The organism is Bacillus daqingensis, from assembly GCF_042654445.1.
GTDB lineage: Bacteria > Bacillota > Bacilli > Bacillales > Salisediminibacteriaceae > Alkalicoccus > Alkalicoccus luteus.
The window spans coordinates 278,183-295,158 of record NZ_JBHSGK010000005.1; the positions used below are offsets into that span (position 1 = coordinate 278,183).

17 protein-coding genes are annotated in these 16,976 nt (G+C 53.1%); 14 read left to right on the forward strand and 3 right to left on the reverse strand.

Annotation, left to right across the window (positions count from 1 at the left end; genetic code table 11):
• The first annotated feature begins 104 nt into the window (after nucleotides 1-104).
• Nucleotides 105-1,409, forward strand: coding sequence for an HD domain-containing protein (locus ACFO4L_RS07650; protein WP_377909099.1), 1,305 nt, complete (start codon nucleotides 105-107; stop codon nucleotides 1,407-1,409).
• 2 nt (nucleotides 1,410-1,411) lie between these two features.
• Nucleotides 1,412-1,918 (forward strand): YwgA family protein, encoded by a 507-nt coding sequence (locus tag ACFO4L_RS07655; protein WP_377909100.1) that lies wholly within the window; start codon nucleotides 1,412-1,414, stop codon nucleotides 1,916-1,918.
• Nucleotides 1,919-1,971: 53 nt separating this feature from the next.
• Here the strand turns inward: ACFO4L_RS07655 and ACFO4L_RS07660 are convergent, their stop codons facing one another.
• Nucleotides 1,972-2,160 (reverse strand): 2-hydroxymuconate tautomerase, encoded by a 189-nt coding sequence (locus tag ACFO4L_RS07660; RefSeq protein WP_377909101.1) that lies wholly within the window; start codon nucleotides 2,158-2,160, stop codon nucleotides 1,972-1,974.
• Nucleotides 2,161-2,305: 145 nt separating this feature from the next.
• On the opposite strand from ACFO4L_RS07660, the gene ACFO4L_RS07665 reads away from it, so the two are divergent.
• The gene (locus ACFO4L_RS07665; protein ID WP_377909102.1) at nucleotides 2,306-2,839 is read left to right on the forward strand and encodes a YwhD family protein; all 534 of its coding nucleotides are present in this window, start codon (nucleotides 2,306-2,308) and stop codon (nucleotides 2,837-2,839) included.
• A gap of 327 nt (nucleotides 2,840-3,166) precedes the next feature.
• Here ACFO4L_RS07665 and ACFO4L_RS07670 read toward each other — a convergent pair whose 3' ends face one another.
• Nucleotides 3,167-4,813 (reverse strand): AMP-binding protein, encoded by a 1,647-nt coding sequence (locus tag ACFO4L_RS07670; RefSeq protein WP_377909103.1) that lies wholly within the window; start codon nucleotides 4,811-4,813, stop codon nucleotides 3,167-3,169.
• A gap of 296 nt (nucleotides 4,814-5,109) precedes the next feature.
• Between ACFO4L_RS07670 and ACFO4L_RS07675 the strand changes: the two genes are divergently transcribed.
• From ACFO4L_RS07675 to ACFO4L_RS07725, 11 genes are all read left to right on the forward strand, one after another.
• Complete coding sequence (locus ACFO4L_RS07675) at nucleotides 5,110-5,424, forward strand: hypothetical protein (RefSeq protein WP_377909104.1); 315 nt, start codon at nucleotides 5,110-5,112, stop codon at nucleotides 5,422-5,424.
• On the forward strand, nucleotides 5,396-7,042 hold the full coding sequence (locus ACFO4L_RS07680) for a solute symporter family protein (RefSeq protein WP_377909105.1): 1,647 nt from the start codon (nucleotides 5,396-5,398) through the stop codon (nucleotides 7,040-7,042). Before ACFO4L_RS07675 ends, ACFO4L_RS07680 begins: the two co-directional genes overlap by 29 nt.
• A gap of 24 nt (nucleotides 7,043-7,066) precedes the next feature.
• Nucleotides 7,067-7,606, forward strand: a complete 540-nt coding sequence (locus tag ACFO4L_RS07685) for a hypothetical protein (protein ID WP_377909106.1) — start codon at nucleotides 7,067-7,069, stop codon at nucleotides 7,604-7,606.
• A gap of 35 nt (nucleotides 7,607-7,641) precedes the next feature.
• Nucleotides 7,642-9,216: an acyl-CoA synthetase MbcS gene (mbcS, locus tag ACFO4L_RS07690; protein WP_377909107.1), complete on the forward strand. Its 1,575-nt coding sequence runs from the start codon at nucleotides 7,642-7,644 to the stop codon at nucleotides 9,214-9,216.
• Nucleotides 9,217-9,641: 425 nt separating this feature from the next.
• Complete coding sequence (gene speE / locus ACFO4L_RS07695) at nucleotides 9,642-10,475, forward strand: polyamine aminopropyltransferase (protein WP_377909108.1); 834 nt, start codon at nucleotides 9,642-9,644, stop codon at nucleotides 10,473-10,475.
• Nucleotides 10,476-11,357 (forward strand): agmatinase, encoded by an 882-nt coding sequence (gene speB / locus ACFO4L_RS07700; protein WP_377909109.1) that lies wholly within the window; start codon nucleotides 10,476-10,478, stop codon nucleotides 11,355-11,357. It abuts the gene before it with no gap.
• 61 nt (nucleotides 11,358-11,418) lie between these two features.
• Nucleotides 11,419-11,859 (forward strand): YwiB family protein, encoded by a 441-nt coding sequence (locus tag ACFO4L_RS07705; RefSeq protein ID WP_377909110.1) that lies wholly within the window; start codon nucleotides 11,419-11,421, stop codon nucleotides 11,857-11,859.
• Nucleotides 11,856-13,523: an arginine--tRNA ligase gene (gene argS, locus ACFO4L_RS07710; RefSeq protein WP_377909111.1), complete on the forward strand. Its 1,668-nt coding sequence runs from the start codon at nucleotides 11,856-11,858 to the stop codon at nucleotides 13,521-13,523. Before ACFO4L_RS07705 ends, argS begins: the two co-directional genes overlap by 4 nt.
• 171 nt (nucleotides 13,524-13,694) lie before the next feature.
• Nucleotides 13,695-13,865: a XapX domain-containing protein gene (locus ACFO4L_RS07715; RefSeq protein WP_168005851.1), complete on the forward strand. Its 171-nt coding sequence runs from the start codon at nucleotides 13,695-13,697 to the stop codon at nucleotides 13,863-13,865.
• 145 nt (nucleotides 13,866-14,010) lie between these two features.
• The gene (locus ACFO4L_RS07720; protein WP_377909112.1) at nucleotides 14,011-14,469 is read left to right on the forward strand and encodes a nucleoside deaminase; all 459 of its coding nucleotides are present in this window, start codon (nucleotides 14,011-14,013) and stop codon (nucleotides 14,467-14,469) included.
• Nucleotides 14,466-14,918, forward strand: a complete 453-nt coding sequence (locus ACFO4L_RS07725; RefSeq protein ID WP_377909113.1) for a nucleoside deaminase — start codon at nucleotides 14,466-14,468, stop codon at nucleotides 14,916-14,918. The genes ACFO4L_RS07720 and ACFO4L_RS07725 overlap by 4 nt, the downstream gene beginning before the upstream one ends.
• Nucleotides 14,919-14,971: 53 nt before the next feature.
• On the opposite strand, the gene ACFO4L_RS07730 is transcribed toward ACFO4L_RS07725, so the two are convergent.
• Entirely contained in the window at nucleotides 14,972-16,855 is a 1,884-nt protein-coding gene (locus ACFO4L_RS07730) for a heavy metal translocating P-type ATPase (protein WP_377909166.1), read from the reverse strand.
• Between the last annotated feature and the right edge of the window lie 121 nt (nucleotides 16,856-16,976).

Below are 16,976 nucleotides of genomic sequence, written 5' to 3' on the forward strand. Positions count from 1 at the left end.
TCATTGTCGGGACAGGTGGGGAACGGTACAATAAAACATGTCTAACAAAAGGGAGTGCAGGGAATAACACATCAAGGAGAAATTGGAGTCAGGGAGGATACAGCATGGAGTACGATGACGGTCAGCTGACGGAAGAAAAAGTATTTAAAGACCCGGTACACCGGTACATACATGTCCGCGATGATCTGATCTGGAAGCTGATCGGAACGCGCGAATTTCAGCGGCTGCGGCGAATCCGGCAACTCGGTACGACCTACGTCACCTTTCACGGAGCCGAGCACACCCGGTTCAACCACTCGCTCGGCGTCTATGAGATTATGCGCCGCATGGTGGAAAATCTGGAAAAGAAAATGACCTGGGAGGAAGAGGAGCGCCTCGTCTGCCTGGCCGCGGCGCTTTTGCACGATGTCGGCCACGGTCCTTTCTCCCATTCCTTCGAGAAAGTGTTCGATACCGATCACGAAGAGTGGACGAGGCGGATTATTTTAGGCGATACGGAAATTAACCGCGTGCTCCTGCAAATGGGAGAAGCCTTTCCAAAAAAGGTGGCAGATGTCATCGCCAAGACTTACGACAATAAACTCGTCGTAAGCCTCATCTCAAGCCAGATTGATGCGGACCGAATGGACTATCTGCTCCGGGATGCGTTTTATACCGGCGTCAGCTACGGGCAGTTTGATATGGAGCGGCTGCTGCGCGTCATGCGTCCGGGAGAGGATCAGGCCGTGTTTAAGCACAGCGGCATGCACGCGGTGGAGGATTACATTTTGAGCCGCTACCAAATGTACTGGCAGGTCTATTTTCATCCGGTAACCCGGAGTGCGGAAGTCATTTTAAGCAAAATTTTAAACCGGGCCAAGGCGTTGCTTGCCGAAGGCTATACGTTCCGGCTCGATCCGTATCACTTTCGGTCCCTGTTTCAATCGACGATGACGCTTGAGGAATACATCCGGCTCGACGAATCGGTTATCATGTATTATTTTCAGGAATGGATCGAGGAGCAGGATGAAATTTTAAGCGATTTATGCGGGCGTTTTATGGACCGCCATCTGTTTAAGTACGTAGAGTGCGACCCGAGTGAACAGCTGAAAATCTGGCCGGAGCTGAAGCGGTTGTATAAGGAAATCGGTCTCGACCCCGACTATTATCTGGTGATTGACTCGTCGTCAGACCTTCCGTACGATTTTTACCGGCCGGGCGAAAAGGACGAGCGGATGCCGATTAACCTGCTCATGCCGGACGGCTCTCTGCGGGAACTGTCACGGGAATCGGATATCGTAGAGGCGATATCAGGTAAAAAGCGAACGGATCACAAGCTTTACTTTCCATATGATGTATTAGCCGATCAGGGTAAATACAACGAACAGAAGCAGCGGATTTTAGAGCTGCTGCATCAACAGGAGGGATAATTGTGCTGCTTGAACACGCCAAGCTGCTGGCTATGCTGAAAAACACAGGCAGCATTGCCGGACGTAAAAAACTTCAGAAGATGGTGTATATCGCCAAGCGGATGAAGCAGCCGTTCCGGGAAAAGTTTCAGTTCCATATGTACGGACCTTACTCCGAGGAGCTGACGCTGCAGGTGGAAGAGATGTGCAACGCATCGTTTGTGGAAGAAGTGAAAGAAAAAATCAGCGGCTATTATCAGTACCGCTACAGTCTGTCAGACAAAGGAGAATCTTTTTTGCACGCAGTGCTGGATGAAGAAGAGCCGATCGATTCTCAGCTCATGCAGGAGCTGAACGGCTGCTCCTCTAAATTTTTGGAACTCGTCTCCACCGTCCTTTATTTCGATGAACTGCCGCGGGAGCAGGTGGAGGAAAAAATATACCGTCTGAAAGCGCGCCAGAATTACCAGGAAGCAGACATTGAGGACGCCTACGCCTTTATTCAAAAGCTGAAGCAGCGGGCACGCTGACAAAAACCCGGCATCGCGGTGATCCGCATGCCGGGTTTGCTGCTGATAAGAGCTTACACGCTGTCGCTCGCGCGCTTGCCGCCCTGGCCGTAGTTGGCCGGATTCATTTCTTCAATCACGACGGTTACCCGCTCAGCCGGAGCCTGTGTGGTACTTGTGACAGCTTCTGTCACCTTTTCAACGAGCGCTTTTTTCTGGTCATCCGTGCGGCCTTCGAGAAGTTGTACGGTTACAATCGGCATTGCAATTCCTCCTTTAAGATAGGTGCGTTCCCCTGTAAGTATACGGTAAAGCAAGCCGGAAATCACATCATCAATGTTTTCAGGAAATCAGCCGGATGTGATAAACTGAAATGAGACACACGTGGAATAAAAGGAGGCGGCCTACATGAATGAAGCAGACCGTAAGAAAAACGAGAAAATCAAAAAAATGAGCGGCAATTTTAATATTTTATCGAATGATTCAACAGATGGGCACGGAGGCTACGGCGTTGGGACGATCAATCTGAATAACATGACGCCGGTCTTCGTCGACCCGGAGGAAGGAAAAGCCTTTATCGACATGGGGGCGCTGCATGCGCGCAGTGAAGTGGAGAAGCGGATCAAGTTTTTGAAGGATAAGGCCGAGGTGCCTAACGGCAAGCTGTACTGGCTCGTCTGGGTTACCGTAGAGCACCTGGAAGGAAAGCCTGCCTATACAGGCGTCGGCGCCTGTGAAATGACCGTGGACCGCTCGATCCGCCGCGGCTATAAAAGCATGCCCGAGCACGTCAACAACATGGACAAATCCCTTAAAGGCAAAATCGCCGTGGAGCAAATGGACGACGTATCCAAGCAGGTGCTGCGCGACTTTTTGATCGAGTTCAACAGCGACTTCTGGGAAGCATCGTCCGATGAGCTGAAGAACGGCCTCAGCACGTAAAAAGAAGAAGCTGCCCGGCTGTGTACCAGCGGGCAGCTTGTTTCATGTTTCCTGCCGGAGCGTGTCAGCGCAGGGGCTGTCGGCACCAGTTCTGCAGATGGAACATCTGTTTGTGAACATACTGTGAACGGTGCCGGAATCGCTTGCGAAAAGCCGGGAATATCTAGTAAACTAGGGAACACACGCAACATACTAAGACAGGAAAGCAGACGAAGGTGGACCCACACACATCCCTTTCGTCTGTTTTTCTGTCTGCAGATAAAAAAGCGGATCCGCTCAGACAGCCGGGTCCGCTTTTTTCGTTTACGAGAGGGCATTCCAGTACACTTACCGGCTCTGCTCTTCTTTCAGCGCAATGCTTTCCTGCTTGAGCTTATACTTCTGAATTTTTCCTGAAGCGGTCATCGGATACTCGTCGCAGAACGTAATGAAGCGCGGGATTTTGAAGTGGGAAATGCTGCCGCGGCAATACTCGCGGATCTCTTCCGCTTCGGCAGTTTCACCTTCCTTGAGCCGGATCCAGGCAACAATCTCCTCGCCGTATTTCTCATCCGGTACGCCGACGATTTGCACGTCGAGAATTTTTGGGTGCTGGTACAAGAATTCCTCAATTTCACGAGGATAAATGTTTTCGCCGCCGCGGATGATCATATCCTTCAGCCGGCCGGTGATGCTGAAATAGCCATTTTCATCCTGCACAGCCAGGTCTCCGGTATACAGCCAGCCGTCGCTGTCGATCGCGTTTTCCGTTTCCTCTGCGTTATTATAATAGCCACGCATGACATGGTAGCCGCGCGTCACCAGCTCGCCCTGATCGCCGTTCGGCACTTCCTCACGCGTTCCTGGACGCACAACTTTCGCTTCTACGTTAGGCAGCGTGCGTCCCACCGTGGATACGCGGACGTCGAGCGGATCGTCCGTCCTCGTCTGCGTGATGACCGGAGACGATTCCGTCTGCCCGTAGGCAATCGTAATTTCAGATGCTCCCATGTCGTTGACAACCGCCTTCATCACTTCTATCGGACAATTGGAGCCGGCCATGATGCCTGTTCGGAGCGACGACAGGTCATAGGACGCAAAGTCCGGATGATTCAGTTCGGCAATAAACATGGTCGGAACGCCGTGGAGCGCTGTACACCGCTCCTTGGAAACAGCGTCGAGCACCAGCTCCGGGTCGAACTCCTGTACTGGTACAATCGTCGCTCCGGCATTAAATGCCGCGAGTATCCCGAGCACACAGCCGAAGCAGTGGAAAAACGGCACAGGAATGCACATGCGGTCATCCTTTGTCAGCTTCATGCACTCAGCGATATTCAATCCGTTGTTCACAATGTTGGAGTGCGTGAGCATGACGCCTTTTGGAAAGCCTGTCGTCCCGGACGTGTACTGCATATTAATCACGTCGGACGGATCAAGCGAGGCGAACTGCTGATCAAGCTCCGCTTCTGTGACAGCTTCGGCAGCGTCTTCCACGTCTTCCCAAGAGTACGTACCGGGATAGCGGTTGTCGCCCAATACGATGACGCGCTTTAAATGAGGGAGCTTTGCAGCCTGCAGGTTTCCCGGTTCAGCCTGCTTCAGCTCCGGTGCGATGGCATATAAAATATCGATATAGGACGTTCCTTTGTACGACTCCATTAAAATCAGCGTGGAGCTTTCTGACTGCTGCAGCAAATACTCCAGCTCTGCTTTCTGGTAGCTCGTGTTTACCGTGACGAGTACCGATCCCATCAGCCCGGTCGCAAATTGAGTTTCGACCCACTCCGGACGATTAGTCGCCCAGACGGCAGCATGATCGCCTTTTTTCATCCCGATGCCCATGAAACCTCGGGCAGTGCGGCGCGCACGCTCGTAAAACTGCTGATACGACCAGCGCAGACCTCGGTCCGGATAGACGACAGCCTCGTGATCCGGATAGGCCGCGGCTTTTTCTGCAAGTAAACCTCCAACTGTCACACTGCGGATCTCTGCCATATGTAACTAACCTCCATGCGGGATCTGAACGCCCGCTCAGAATGAATGCTACTCCCATTATAAGCAATTTTCTGACAAAAAGAAAACGCTTTCAGTAAAATAAGACGAATGACTTATACCAGGTCGTAAAGCGAAGAAAATTAAAATATCTAAAAATTGAAAACATATTGACACTTTTTATTGAAAGCGATTACAATTTAACACATGTACTAGAACAGAAATTGGGAAAGGAGGAAATCAGAGTTACTTCGACTGAACAGTCAGTCAGAATTTCAATCATGAATGGGGGGATCCGCTTGAGAGCGTATCGTATGGAGGTCAGGTTTACGGTCATCATGACGCTGTTAATGGTTGCTGCCGGTAATGTCGCACTCTTCTTTTCCATATTTCCGGTGCAGGGCATGCTGTTCGGCTTTCCAATTATGTACATCATCCCGATTTTATCCGGCTGGTTTGGCATCCTGTTTCTCGCTGTCCTGGCCAATCATTTCGGCAATAAGATCGACGCGGAAATAGAGAAGGCGAATGAAGAAGAGATAGAGGAGCTGGAACAGAGATCAGAAGGAATGGGGGAAATGGAAGATGGAAGAGACAGCATGGCAGTTAAGTAATCCAATACTTGGGATCGTCGCAATCATTGCGATGTTTGTATTGTTTTATGTCGTCAGCTTCATTTCGAATAAAAAAAGTCAGTCCGTCGCAGATCTTTACGTTGCAGGTTCTACGATCGGTCCGGTTACGAACGGACTGGCCATGGCTTCTACATACATGAGCCTGGCGACGTTTCTTGGCATCACTGCACTGATTCTTGAGCTTCAGGTGCCGTTTATCATGCTGTGGATTCAGCTGATCTTATCGATTCCGCTCATTACGATTATTTACGGAACGAGCCTTCGCCGCATGGGCGCATTCTCCCCGACGCACTTTATCCGGGAACGCTACGGCGTCAGTGCGTCTATTATCGCCGCGCTGTTTATGATTCTCGTTTCCTTGATGTACGCGCTTGGACAGATGATCGGGGTGGCCCTCGCCTTTGAAATGGTGCTCGGGATCCCGTACCTGCCGGGGCTTTTGATCGGGGGTCTCCTGATAGTCGGCTACGTCACGATCGGCGGGATGGCAGGAGCATCGAACAACGCTGCCATTCAGATGGTCATCATCGCGCTTATGTTTATTATTCCGCTCGGAGCGATTATGAAGGCAGTCGGCGGAAGCGGATGGTTTTTCCCGCCGCTCCTCTATGCGGATATGGTGCCGGCGATGGTCGATGCCATGCCGGGATTCTTTGACTACCAGTTCTCTCCGAAATGGTACGTCAGCCTGATCGGCCTGACGATCGGGTCACTCGGCCTGCCGCACCTGGCTATGCGGATTTACACCGCCTCCAACTTAAAGTCGGCGCGGAACGCAATGGTCTGGTTCACCTTTATTATCGGCCTCGTCTTCTCCGCAACCTATGCGATGGGCTTTGTCGGCGTATACGCCACACAGACGCAGGGAGTGTCCATTTCATCTGCCGACGCGGATAAATTAACGCTCATTTTGAACCTCGTTTACAATCCGGAATGGGTGACCGCCCTTGTTATTGCAGGTGCGATCGCAGCCGGACTGTCGACGATAAGCGGAAACCTGCTGGCGATCGGCGCCCTGTTGTCTCAGGACATCATCACGACGCTCAAGCCGTCCATTCCAACGAAAATGCGTGTGAAGCTCGGCTACGCTGCCATTTTCACCGGGGGTATTGTGAGCATTCTGCTGGCGATTAACCCGCCGGCCTTCCTCGTCGTCAGTATTCTCTGGGCGTTCGGGCTTGCCGGAGTAACCAATGCACCGCTGATTATCGTCGGCGTCTGGTGGAAGGAAGCAAACAAGTACGGGGCTATGGCAGCTTCGGTCATTGGCGGGCTGATTTACATTATCGTTTCTCCGTTCGTCTTTCCTTCTGTCGTCATCACCGGACACGGAGTGACGGACGGCATGGGCTTATCCGGCGCGATGCTTGCCATTCCGATCAGCTTCGTTCTGCTCATCGTCGTGTCGTATGTCACAAACCGGATGCCGTCCCTGTCCAGGCATTTAACGCCTGATGCGGATAAGCGTTTGATTGAACGGATTCACGGATGGTCCAACGTACATCCGCAGCGGTATAACAGCCAGCTCGGTGCCGCAATTACCGTCATTCTTTTTTCTGCAGTAGCTGTATGGGCGTTGTTCCCATGGAATATGTAGAGCAGTAGTCAGGAGGCCGCTTTGATGACCGTAGCACGTATGCTGTTTATGCAGCAGGACGCCTATCAGACATTTTTAGAAAAGGAAAACAGCGCCGTGCTCGTCCGGCTGCTCATTTTGACAGTCGGTCTGCTTTACGGGACAGCGGGCATTCTAGCCAACCTGTCGTTTATTGCGGACTTTGACGCAGCCTTTTTGCAGTACGGATTAGCGCCGCTCATCTTTATCCTGTTCGGCCTGTTCACAGCATGGCTTTCACGGATCGGACTCGGGCTGCTGCTCTGGGCCGGGGCACGCGGATTCGGCGGACCGGGACGCGTGCGAGAGGTCAGCCGCATGAGTGCTGTCATACTCGTGCCGGGTCTGCTCGCGGTACCGCTCATGACCGGTCTGCTTGCCGGTCCTGCTGCGGCAGTGCTCGCAGCCGCCGGCATTACCTGGATGACAGTCGCCGGTATACACGTATTGATGACGACGCAGCAGTTTTCTAAAGGAAAAGCAGCGGCCGCAGCCGCTGCAGTTGTTATTTTCTTTTCAAGCATCTTTTATTTATTTCTCCCATAGCACCGCTGTGGGCATCATCATGAGGAGGGGCATGCATGCAAACGACTGAACTGATAGCACCAGAACAATACAATATTTCCGAAGAGGTGGACCGCCACCAGGACAGCACGACGCTGGCCGTCCGCTGGCGCGACCAGGCAGGCAACCGGCGGGATGTGACCTACCGGGAGCTGACAGAGCGGACGAACCAGTTTGCACGGGCGCTGCAGTCGCTCGGCCTGCAGAAGGGGGATAAAGTACTCGTTCTGCTGCCGCGGATTCCAGAGGCATACATGACCTATCTTGGCTGTCTGCGCGCCGGTATCGTCGCCGTTCCTTGCTCCGATATGCTGCGAAAAAAGGATTTGCAGTACCGGGTGGAGCACTCCGGCGCAAAAGCGGTTATTGCCTATCATGAAAGCACGGGCGAAGTAAACAGAATGGAGACCGAAGAGAAGTTGCACAGGCTGATCGTCGGCGGAGAAGAGAGCGGCTGGGAGCGGCTCGAATCCCTCGCGGAACAGGAGCCTGCTGATGCGCTGAAGCTGGAAACGACGCGTGATGATATGGCATTTCTATCGTACACGTCGGGAACGACGGGAAATCCGAAAGGCGTAGTGCATACGCACGGCTGGGGCTATGCCCACGTACGGACTGCTGCAAGAGAATGGCTCGGCGTCCGCGAAGGCGACGTCGTCTGGGCGACAGCGGCTCCAGGCTGGCAAAAGTGGATTTGGAGCCCGTTTCTTTCTACGATCACGCTTGGAGCAACCGCCTACGTCTACCACGGACCGTTTGATGCAGAAGTATATTTACAGATGATGGAGGACGAAAAGATAAACGTACTCTGCTGCACGCCGACTGAATACCGGATTATGGCGAAGCTCGACAAACTCGGCTCGTACAACCTGTCGGCGATGAAGAGTGCAGTATCAGCAGGAGAACCATTGAATCGTCCAGTGATCGACGCCTTCCGAGAAGCCTTCCAGATCGAAGTCCGTGACGGCTACGGCCAGACCGAAAACACGCTTCTCGTTTGCAATGTTCAGGGAATGGAAGTGAAGCCTGGTTCGATGGGGCGGCCGACTCCGGGCAACCAGGTCGACATCGTCGACGAATCTGGCAGCCCGGCACCTTCCGGCGAGGTTGGAGATATTGCAGTGCATAAGGACTGCCCGGCGTTGTTCCGTGAATATTACCTCGATCCGGAGCGGACGCAGGCAGCGTTCCGCGGCGACTGGTATATCACCGGCGACCAGGCGGTAAAGGATGAAGACGGCTACTTCTGGTTTAAAGGACGCAGCGATGACATCATCATCAGCTCCGGCTATACGATCGGACCATTTGAAGTCGAGGATGCGCTATTGAAGCATCCGGCGGTACGTGAATGTGCCGTCGTCGCCTCGCCGGACGAAACGCGGGGGCACGTCGTGAAGGCCTTTATCGTGCTGCGGGAAAAGTCCGATAAGCCGGAAGAAGAGCTGATCAAGGAGCTGCAGGATCACACGAAGCAGATGACGGCGCCGTACAAATATCCGCGCCGCATCGAATTCATGGATGAGCTGCCAAAGACAACCTCTGGTAAAATCCGCCGTATTGAGCTGCGGCTGCAGGAGCTTGGAGAATCATAAACCGAACCGCCCCGGAAGCACCGGGGCGGTTTTTCTATAGGTGAATTTTCATAGAAAAGATTAAAAGAAGTGTGCGGGAAACGAAGGCAAAAGCTGCACAACGCAGTTAGAAAGAAACGTAACACCGGCTAGTAGAATACAGTGCTGCATAAAAGCAGATCATGTAACGGAACAGGCTGTTATTACAAATGAACGAACCGCGAACGTTGCACGATTCCGTCCCGTTTGAACCATCCAGACGGTTCGCGATCGTTTCCCGTTACTGTGTATATCGAAGCGATTATAGAAACGAACGAAGTGCTGCTCGCTCCAGCTGGCTGTCCTTCCCTCCAATCATATGAGAAAACACCCCGAAAACACTTGCGATTTCAGCCATTTTCCGCTACGTTAAGAAACGAACTTAAAAGAACGGAGTGACCTTACCTATGAGTATTTGGTTTACGGAAAAACAGACAGAGCATTTCGGAATTACAGCTGAAATTACGCGCACCTATGTCAGTGAAAAGACAGAATTTCAGCAGCTGGATATGGTCGAAACGAAGGAATTCGGCAACATGCTGCTGCTTGACGGCATGGTGATGACGACAGAAAAAGACGAATTTGTTTACCACGAGATGGTCGCGCACGTTCCGCTTCATACGCATCCGAACCCGGAGAACGTCCTCGTCGTCGGCGGCGGTGACGGCGGCGTGATTCGTGAAATATTGAAGCACCCGGAAGTGCAAAAAGCGACGCTCGTTGAAATTGACGGCAAAGTCATCGAGTACTCGAAGCAGTATCTGCCTTCGATTGCAGGTGCACTGGATGATGCACGCGTCGAAGTAAAAGTAGCGGATGGCTTCATGCATATCGCAGAAAGCACGAATGAATATGATGTCATCATGGTAGACTCGACAGAGCCTGTCGGACCGGCGGTGAACCTGTTTACGAAAGGCTTTTACGAGGGCATCAGCCGAGCACTCAAGGACGACGGTATTTTCGTTGCACAGACCGATAACCCGTGGTTCCAGAAGCAGCTCGTTGCAGACGCCTTCCGTGATATTAAGGCGACTTTCCCAGTGACACGTCTTTATACGGCAAATATCCCGACGTATCCGAGCGGTCTGTGGACGTTCACACTCGGGTCTAAAGTATACGATCCGCTTGAGGTGGAAGATGACCGGTTCCACCCGTTTGAAACCAACTATTATACGAGGCAGATCCATACAGCTGCATTTGCGCTGCCTAAGTTCGTCCAGGACATCACGGAGGGTAAATAAATGAAGCTGTTCGATGCAGGCTATTCGTCCGGAAAGTTTATTATGGCAGATAAAGCATACGAAGAAGCGGACATCGTGCTGTACGGCATGCCGATGGACTATACAGTAAGCTTTCGGCCTGGCTCCCGGTTCGGTCCGCAGCGGATCCGCGAGGCGTCGATCGGCCTTGAAGAATACAGCGTCTATCTGGACCGGCACCTAGAACAAATCCGCGTGCACGATGCCGGTGACATGCTGCTGCCATTCGGAAATGCTGCAAAATCGCTGGAGCTGATGAAGCAGTATACGGCCGGTCTCTTCCGTGACGGACGATTCCCGGTCGGACTTGGCGGCGAGCATCTCGTCTCCTGGCCGGTGATTCAGTCTGCTTACGACGCGTATAACGATCTGGCTGTCATCCATATCGATGCGCATGCCGATCTGCGCGAGGAGTATGAGGGCGAGGAGCTGTCTCACTCCACGCCGATCCGCAAGACGTGCGAGCTGCTCGGACCGGAGAACGTCTACTCGTTCGGCATTCGGTCCGGAATGCGCGAGGAGTTCGAATATGCTGCTTCATCCGGTATGCACATGAGCCGCTTTCACGTGGCAGAACCGTTGAAGCAGAAGCTTCCGGAGCTTTCAGGGCGAAACGTATACGTCACGATCGATATTGATGTACTTGATCCGGCATATGCACCGGGCACAGGCACGCCGGAGGCAGGCGGCATTACATCAGCAGAGCTGCTCGAAGCCGTGCGCCTGATTTCGGAGTCTGACGTTAACGTTATTGGCTGTGATCTCGTAGAAGTGCTGCCCGCCTATGACCCGGCTGAGCAGACGTCGGTTGCAGCATGCAAGCTGATCCGGGAAATGATGCTCGGGTTCCCGCCGCGCCCTTGATGAAAGCCGCTTTTTTCCGTTATAATAGTCTGGTTATCAAGAAAGGATCGGGTGAAACACTATGACACAAAACCGCATGCCGGTGGACATCAGTATCCGAACAGACATTAAGGATGGAAAGCAGCGCGAACGGCACACGATGGAGGCAACAGGGGAAGTGCTCTGGCGCGGAGACATGGTCGTCCTGAAGTTCCGTGAGCCCCGTGAAGAAAACGAGGCCGGAACGGATCAGACGATGCAGTACCGCGACGGCCGTCTCTCGGTCCGCCGGGAAGGCGACATTTCCATGAACCAGCGCTTTATTGAAGGTGCAAGCACGGAAGGCACTTACAACAGTCAGGCAGGTCCCATGCACATGATGACGAAAACGAAGGAACTCAGCTGCGACTGGGATGCAGACGCAGGGACCGGCGTCATCCGGCTCGTCTATGTGTTGACGCTGCAAGGATCGGAAACGGGAACGTATACGATGAAGGTAACGTTTGAGGAGGAAACGCCATGAGCCAGGTAGAACAGATTAAAGAAACGCTGAAACAAGAGCTGCAGCAGGCTGTCACCGCAGCAGGACTGGCGTCGGCTGAAGAGATTCCCGACGTGGTCATTGAGACGCCGAAAGATAAAGAGCATGGAGATTTTGCGACGAACCTGGCGATGCAGCTCGCCCGCGTGGCCAAAAAGGCTCCGCGTGCGATCGCAGACGACATCGCAGCGAACATCAACTATGAAGCAGCGGCGATCGACAAGCTGGACATCGCCGGACCAGGCTTCATTAACTTTTTCATGAAAAAAGACTACCTGTCGGACATCGTCAAAACGGCGCTGACGATGGATGAAGCGTTTGGAACGAGCGACATTGGTGCCGGGAAAAAGGTGCAGGTAGAGTTTGTTTCAGCGAATCCGACCGGCACGCTGCATCTTGGACACGCCCGTGGAGCCGCCGTCGGTGATACGCTGTCCAACATTTTGACAAAAGCGGGCTACGACGTAGCGCGCGAGTACTACATCAACGATGCCGGCAATCAGATAGACAACCTCGTGCTCTCGCTCGAAGCGCGCTATCTTCAGGAAATCGGGGAAGATGCAGAGATGCCGGCGGACGGCTATCACGGCTCGGATATTATCGGGTTCGCTAAAGAGATTGCCGAATCCTATGGAGACCGGTTTAAGGATGCGGACGTGGATAAGCGCCGTGCCTTCTTCCGCGACTACGGACTAAAGAGGGAAACAGATAAGCTGAAGGACGATCTTGCTGACTTCCGCGTGATGTTCGACAACTGGTTTTCCGAATCCTCGCTGTACGAAGAGGAAAAGATTCAGCCTGTTCTTGATAAGCTTGCCGCCAACGGGGAAACGTATGAAAAGGACGGAGCACTCTGGTTCCGCTCCACAGCATACGGAGATGATAAAGACCGCGTCCTCATTAAACAGGACGGAACGTACACGTACCTGACACCGGATATTGCCTATCACCAGGACAAGCTGAACCGCGGCTTTGAAGAGCTGATTAACATTTGGGGCGCAGATCATCACGGCTATATTCCGCGGATGCAGGCTGCGATTCAGGCGCTCGGCTACGGCAAGGAGCAGCTGACGGTGCAGATCATTCAGATGGTAAACCTGTTTGAAAACGGAGAGAAGGTTAAAATGAGCAAGCGGACAGGCAACGCCGTAACGATGCGCGAGCTCATGGAAGAAGTCGGCATCGATGCGACGCGTTACTTCTTCGCTATGCGCGCAGCGGAGACGCACCTTGACTTCGATCTGACGCTTGCCAAATCGGAATCCAACGAAAATCCGGTTTACTATGTGCAGTATGCGCATGCTCGCATTTGCAGCATGCTTCGCCAAGCGGCTGAAAAAGGCCTGAAGCCGGATCACGAAGCAGATCTGTCTGTGCTGACGAGTGAAAAGGATCAGGATCTCATGAAGAAAATCGGCGAATATCCGGAAGCCGTTGCAGATGCCGCGAAGCGCCACGCACCGCATCGCATGACGAATTACGTATACGATCTGGCCCAGACGCTGCACAGTTTCTATAACGCAGAAAAAGTTCTCACCGACGATGAGCAGCTCACGAAAGCACGGCTTGCACTCGTGGAAGCAGTCCGTATCACACTTCATAACGCGCTGAGCGATATCGGCGTTTCTGCACCGGAAAAAATGTAAGCACGTCCCGCACCGGCATTAGCCCCGGTGCGGTTTTTTCGTACGACTGTCAGAACATTTTTTCTGAGTCTAATGAACTTATTTTCGGTAATTCATAAAAAGCACTAGATGTACGTACCTCTTTCTGGTAAGCTGGACAAGGTATAAAATGAACGCAAGGAGAGTGACAGCATGCAGGACGTCATACTGGCTACGCTGGCTGGACTGATTGTTGGATTTGTTTTCGCATGGATCCGTCTTCCGATTCCTGCTCCACCCGCACTGCCGGGCATTATGGGGATCTTTGGCATCTACTTCGGATATAAAATATTTCAGTGGGTTTCCACTTCTTTCTTTGGCTAGAAAGACAAACCGCCTTCTGTGTCCCCGTGACGCAGAAGGCTTTTTTTGTATGTCTCGGGATAAAAGAGCAGCTGAAACAAACTGTTTAAGGAAAGGAAAACGGTGGGATAGGGGGGATAGACGGACTCATAAGGAGCGTGAGCGTATGAATCACGATGCATGGATGCAGAAGTGTGTGGAGATGGCTGTACAGAATGTAGAGGACGGGATGCCGCCGTTCGCTGCTGTCGTAGTGAAAGACGGCGAGGAAATCGCTTCAGCCGTTAACGACGGACCGGAGCAACAGGATCCAACAGCACATGGCGAAATACGGGCACTGCAGAAGGCCGGCAAGGAGCTTGGATCGACTGATTTAAGCGGCTGCGTACTGTATACGAACTGCGAGCCTTGTCCGATGTGTCTCGGAGCTGTTTACTGGAGCGGGATAAAAGATGTCTATTACGGACTCTCTATTGAAGGCCAGGCGGAATTTGATGACCTGCCGAAGCAAATGTATGAGGAGTACCAGAAGGAAAAAGGAAAGCGGTCAGTACGGGTACGCGGGATTATCCCGCACGACGCTGATCCGCGGGCGCCTTTCGTCAAACAGGAGGAGAAAACATGAACGAGCAGGACAGTCAGTGGATTAACCGGGCTACCGCCCTTGCGCGGGAAAACGTGCTTTCCGGACGGGGACAGCCGTTTGGAGCTGTTATAGTGCAGGACGGCGTGATGCTCGCGGAAGCAGTTAACGATATAGATCAAACGCACGATCCAACCTCTCATGCCGAAGTAGAGGCGGTGCGGAGAGCGTGTCGGCGTATCGGTTCACCGGAGCTTCCAGGTGCAGTGTTGTATACGAGCTGTTATCCGTGTCCAATGTGTCTCGCGGCGGCTTACTGGGCGAAAATAAACAGGATCGTCTACGCATCGGATCCGGAGGACGCAGCCGCATACGGGCACGATGCAGCCTGGCTTTATCAAGCCCTCAGCAGCGAAAGCGGCACCATCAGCATGGAGCACGCCGGCAATCCCGAAGTGCTTCATCCCTTTTATCTGTACGAAAACAAGTAGCTGACCATACATCGGAAAGCCCTGTCAGGTAATGACAGGGCTTTCCTTATAGACTACGGCCTCAGCAGCCGCAGGCCGTTCAGGATGACGAGAATCGTGCTGCCTTCGTGTCCGATCACGCCGAGCGGAAGCGTCAGCGACTGGGCAAAATTGGCGGTTAGCAGAAACAGGATGACAGCACTGGAAAAGACGAGGTTTTGAATCACAATCCTCCGCAGTCGTGAGGAAAGGCGGACAGCAAGCATGATCTTGGAAAGGTCGCTTTTCATGAGCACCATATCTGCTGTATCAACGGCGACATCGGTCCCGGACCCCATAGCGATGCCGATATCAGCTTTTGCCATTGCCGGTGCATCGTTTACACCGTCGCCGATCATGACAACGGCACCCTTTTCCCGCCTCAGCCGTTCGATTTCAGTCACCTTCTGCTCCGGCATACAGCGGGAAACCCAGGAGCGGATGCCCGTTTCCGAAGCGATCGCCTTCGCTGTTTCTTCATTATCGCCCGTGATCATAACCGTTTCGATCCCGTATTTCGTCATTTCCTTCACAAACGCAGCAGCTTCAGGCCGGACTTCATCCTTTAACGCAATCATCAGCCGTGGTGTGTTGTTTTGGAGAGCGAAAATGACGGTATGTCCGGTGCTCATCCAGGCACGATGCTGCCGGCTTGCCTCGTCAGGCCACCTGTCGGCCTGCGCCCACGTTTCATTGCCGATTTTCCACATCCCGTCTTCAAACGCTGCTTCAATGCCCTTGCCTGTATGACTCTGTGTCGTAATCGGTGAACGGAGCGGAATGCCGGAGCGCTTGACGTATGACGTGACAGCTCGGGCCAGCGGATGAGAGGACTCTGCCTCTGTACCGGCCACTGCAGCGAGTGCTTCCTCTTCGGCACCATTCAGTGCATAAACCCCGGTAACGCGGGGGCTTCCTTTTGTGAGCGTACCTGTTTTATCAACAGCAATCACGTTCGTTTTCACGAGCTGTTCGAGCGGAATGCCGCCCTTGGTTAACAAGCCGAAACGTGCTCCGGTCGAAATGGCCGAAAGCAGCGCCGGCATAATCGATGCAACAACCGCACATGGGGAAGCAACGACGAGCATGACCATGGCCCGGTAAAAGGTTGCTTCAAACGGTGCCTGCCAAACAAGGGGAGGGAGGACGATGAGCAGAGCAGTAGCGATCAATACCGTTATGACGTAGGGTCCTTCAATGCGTTCGATGAACCGCTGCGCCTTAGGCCGGCTCGTTTTCGCTTCATCGACGAGTGCAATCATTTTCTGGAACAGCGAGTCCTTGTTCTCTCGTGTCACTTCTACCTCCAGCGTACCGCTTCCATTCATGGTGCCATTGAATACGTCGCTGCCGTCCAGCTTTTCAACCGGCACCGGTTCGCCGGTGATAGCCGATTCGTCGACAGCAGAAGCGCCGCGGCGTACGATCCCGTCAGCGGGAATCCGTTCCCCGTTGCGGACGAGCACCACATCTCCCGGCCGAAGCGAATCAACGGCGACCGTAACCGTTGTTCCGTTTGTAACAAGGACCGCTTGTTCCGGCGCCAGCTTTACCAGTTCGGAAAGGTCCTTCTCGCTCTTTTGCAGCGTGTACGTTTCCAGCGCACCGCTCATGGCGAAAATAAAAATCAGAATCGCCCCTTCGCTCCAAAAGCCGATGGAGGCAGCACCGAGAGCAGCAAGAATCATGAGAATTTCAACATTCAACGAGCGGTCGTGAATGAGATCGGTTAATCCTTCGCGTGCCTTATAAAAGCCGCCCACTCCGTAGGAAAGAAGGTAAAAAAAGATCGCAAGCGCCGATGAACCGGCTGCAAGGCCGGCCAGGAAAAACACGCCTCCGGCAAGCGCAAACAGCAGTTCCCGGTGTTCCAGCAGCCGCGGCTGCCGAAGCGGCTGATTAAGGACAGTCGATGACATCGCCATGTGGAACCCTCCCCGGTATATGAGAAAGAGAATCATCCTCATTCATCTGCGTAAACGAGAAATTGCTGCCGTCCTGGAGGACAGCAGCAACTAATCATGTAATCGTGATGCCGAT

Coding starts and splice junctions, on each gene's coding strand:
- speE (WP_377909108.1), top strand. CDS start 9,642: ATGAGTATTTGGTTTACGGAAAAACAGACAGAGCATTTCGGAATTACA.
- ACFO4L_RS07725 (WP_377909113.1), top strand. CDS start 14,466: ATGAACGAGCAGGACAGTCAGTGGATTAACCGGGCTACCGCCCTTGCG.
- ACFO4L_RS07730 (WP_377909166.1), bottom strand. CDS start 16,855: ATGTCATCGACTGTCCTTAATCAGCCGCTTCGGCAGCCGCGGCTGCTG.
- ACFO4L_RS07650 (WP_377909099.1), top strand. CDS start 105: ATGGAGTACGATGACGGTCAGCTGACGGAAGAAAAAGTATTTAAAGAC.
- ACFO4L_RS07665 (WP_377909102.1), top strand. CDS start 2,306: ATGAATGAAGCAGACCGTAAGAAAAACGAGAAAATCAAAAAAATGAGC.
- ACFO4L_RS07715 (WP_168005851.1), top strand. CDS start 13,695: ATGCAGGACGTCATACTGGCTACGCTGGCTGGACTGATTGTTGGATTT.
- ACFO4L_RS07670 (WP_377909103.1), bottom strand. CDS start 4,813: ATGGCAGAGATCCGCAGTGTGACAGTTGGAGGTTTACTTGCAGAAAAA.
- argS (WP_377909111.1), top strand. CDS start 11,856: ATGAGCCAGGTAGAACAGATTAAAGAAACGCTGAAACAAGAGCTGCAG.
- speB (WP_377909109.1), top strand. CDS start 10,476: ATGAAGCTGTTCGATGCAGGCTATTCGTCCGGAAAGTTTATTATGGCA.
- mbcS (WP_377909107.1), top strand. CDS start 7,642: ATGCAAACGACTGAACTGATAGCACCAGAACAATACAATATTTCCGAA.
- ACFO4L_RS07705 (WP_377909110.1), top strand. CDS start 11,419: ATGACACAAAACCGCATGCCGGTGGACATCAGTATCCGAACAGACATT.
- ACFO4L_RS07720 (WP_377909112.1), top strand. CDS start 14,011: ATGAATCACGATGCATGGATGCAGAAGTGTGTGGAGATGGCTGTACAG.
- ACFO4L_RS07685 (WP_377909106.1), top strand. CDS start 7,067: ATGACCGTAGCACGTATGCTGTTTATGCAGCAGGACGCCTATCAGACA.
- ACFO4L_RS07660 (WP_377909101.1), bottom strand. CDS start 2,160: ATGCCGATTGTAACCGTACAACTTCTCGAAGGCCGCACGGATGACCAG.
- ACFO4L_RS07680 (WP_377909105.1), top strand. CDS start 5,396: ATGGAAGAGACAGCATGGCAGTTAAGTAATCCAATACTTGGGATCGTC.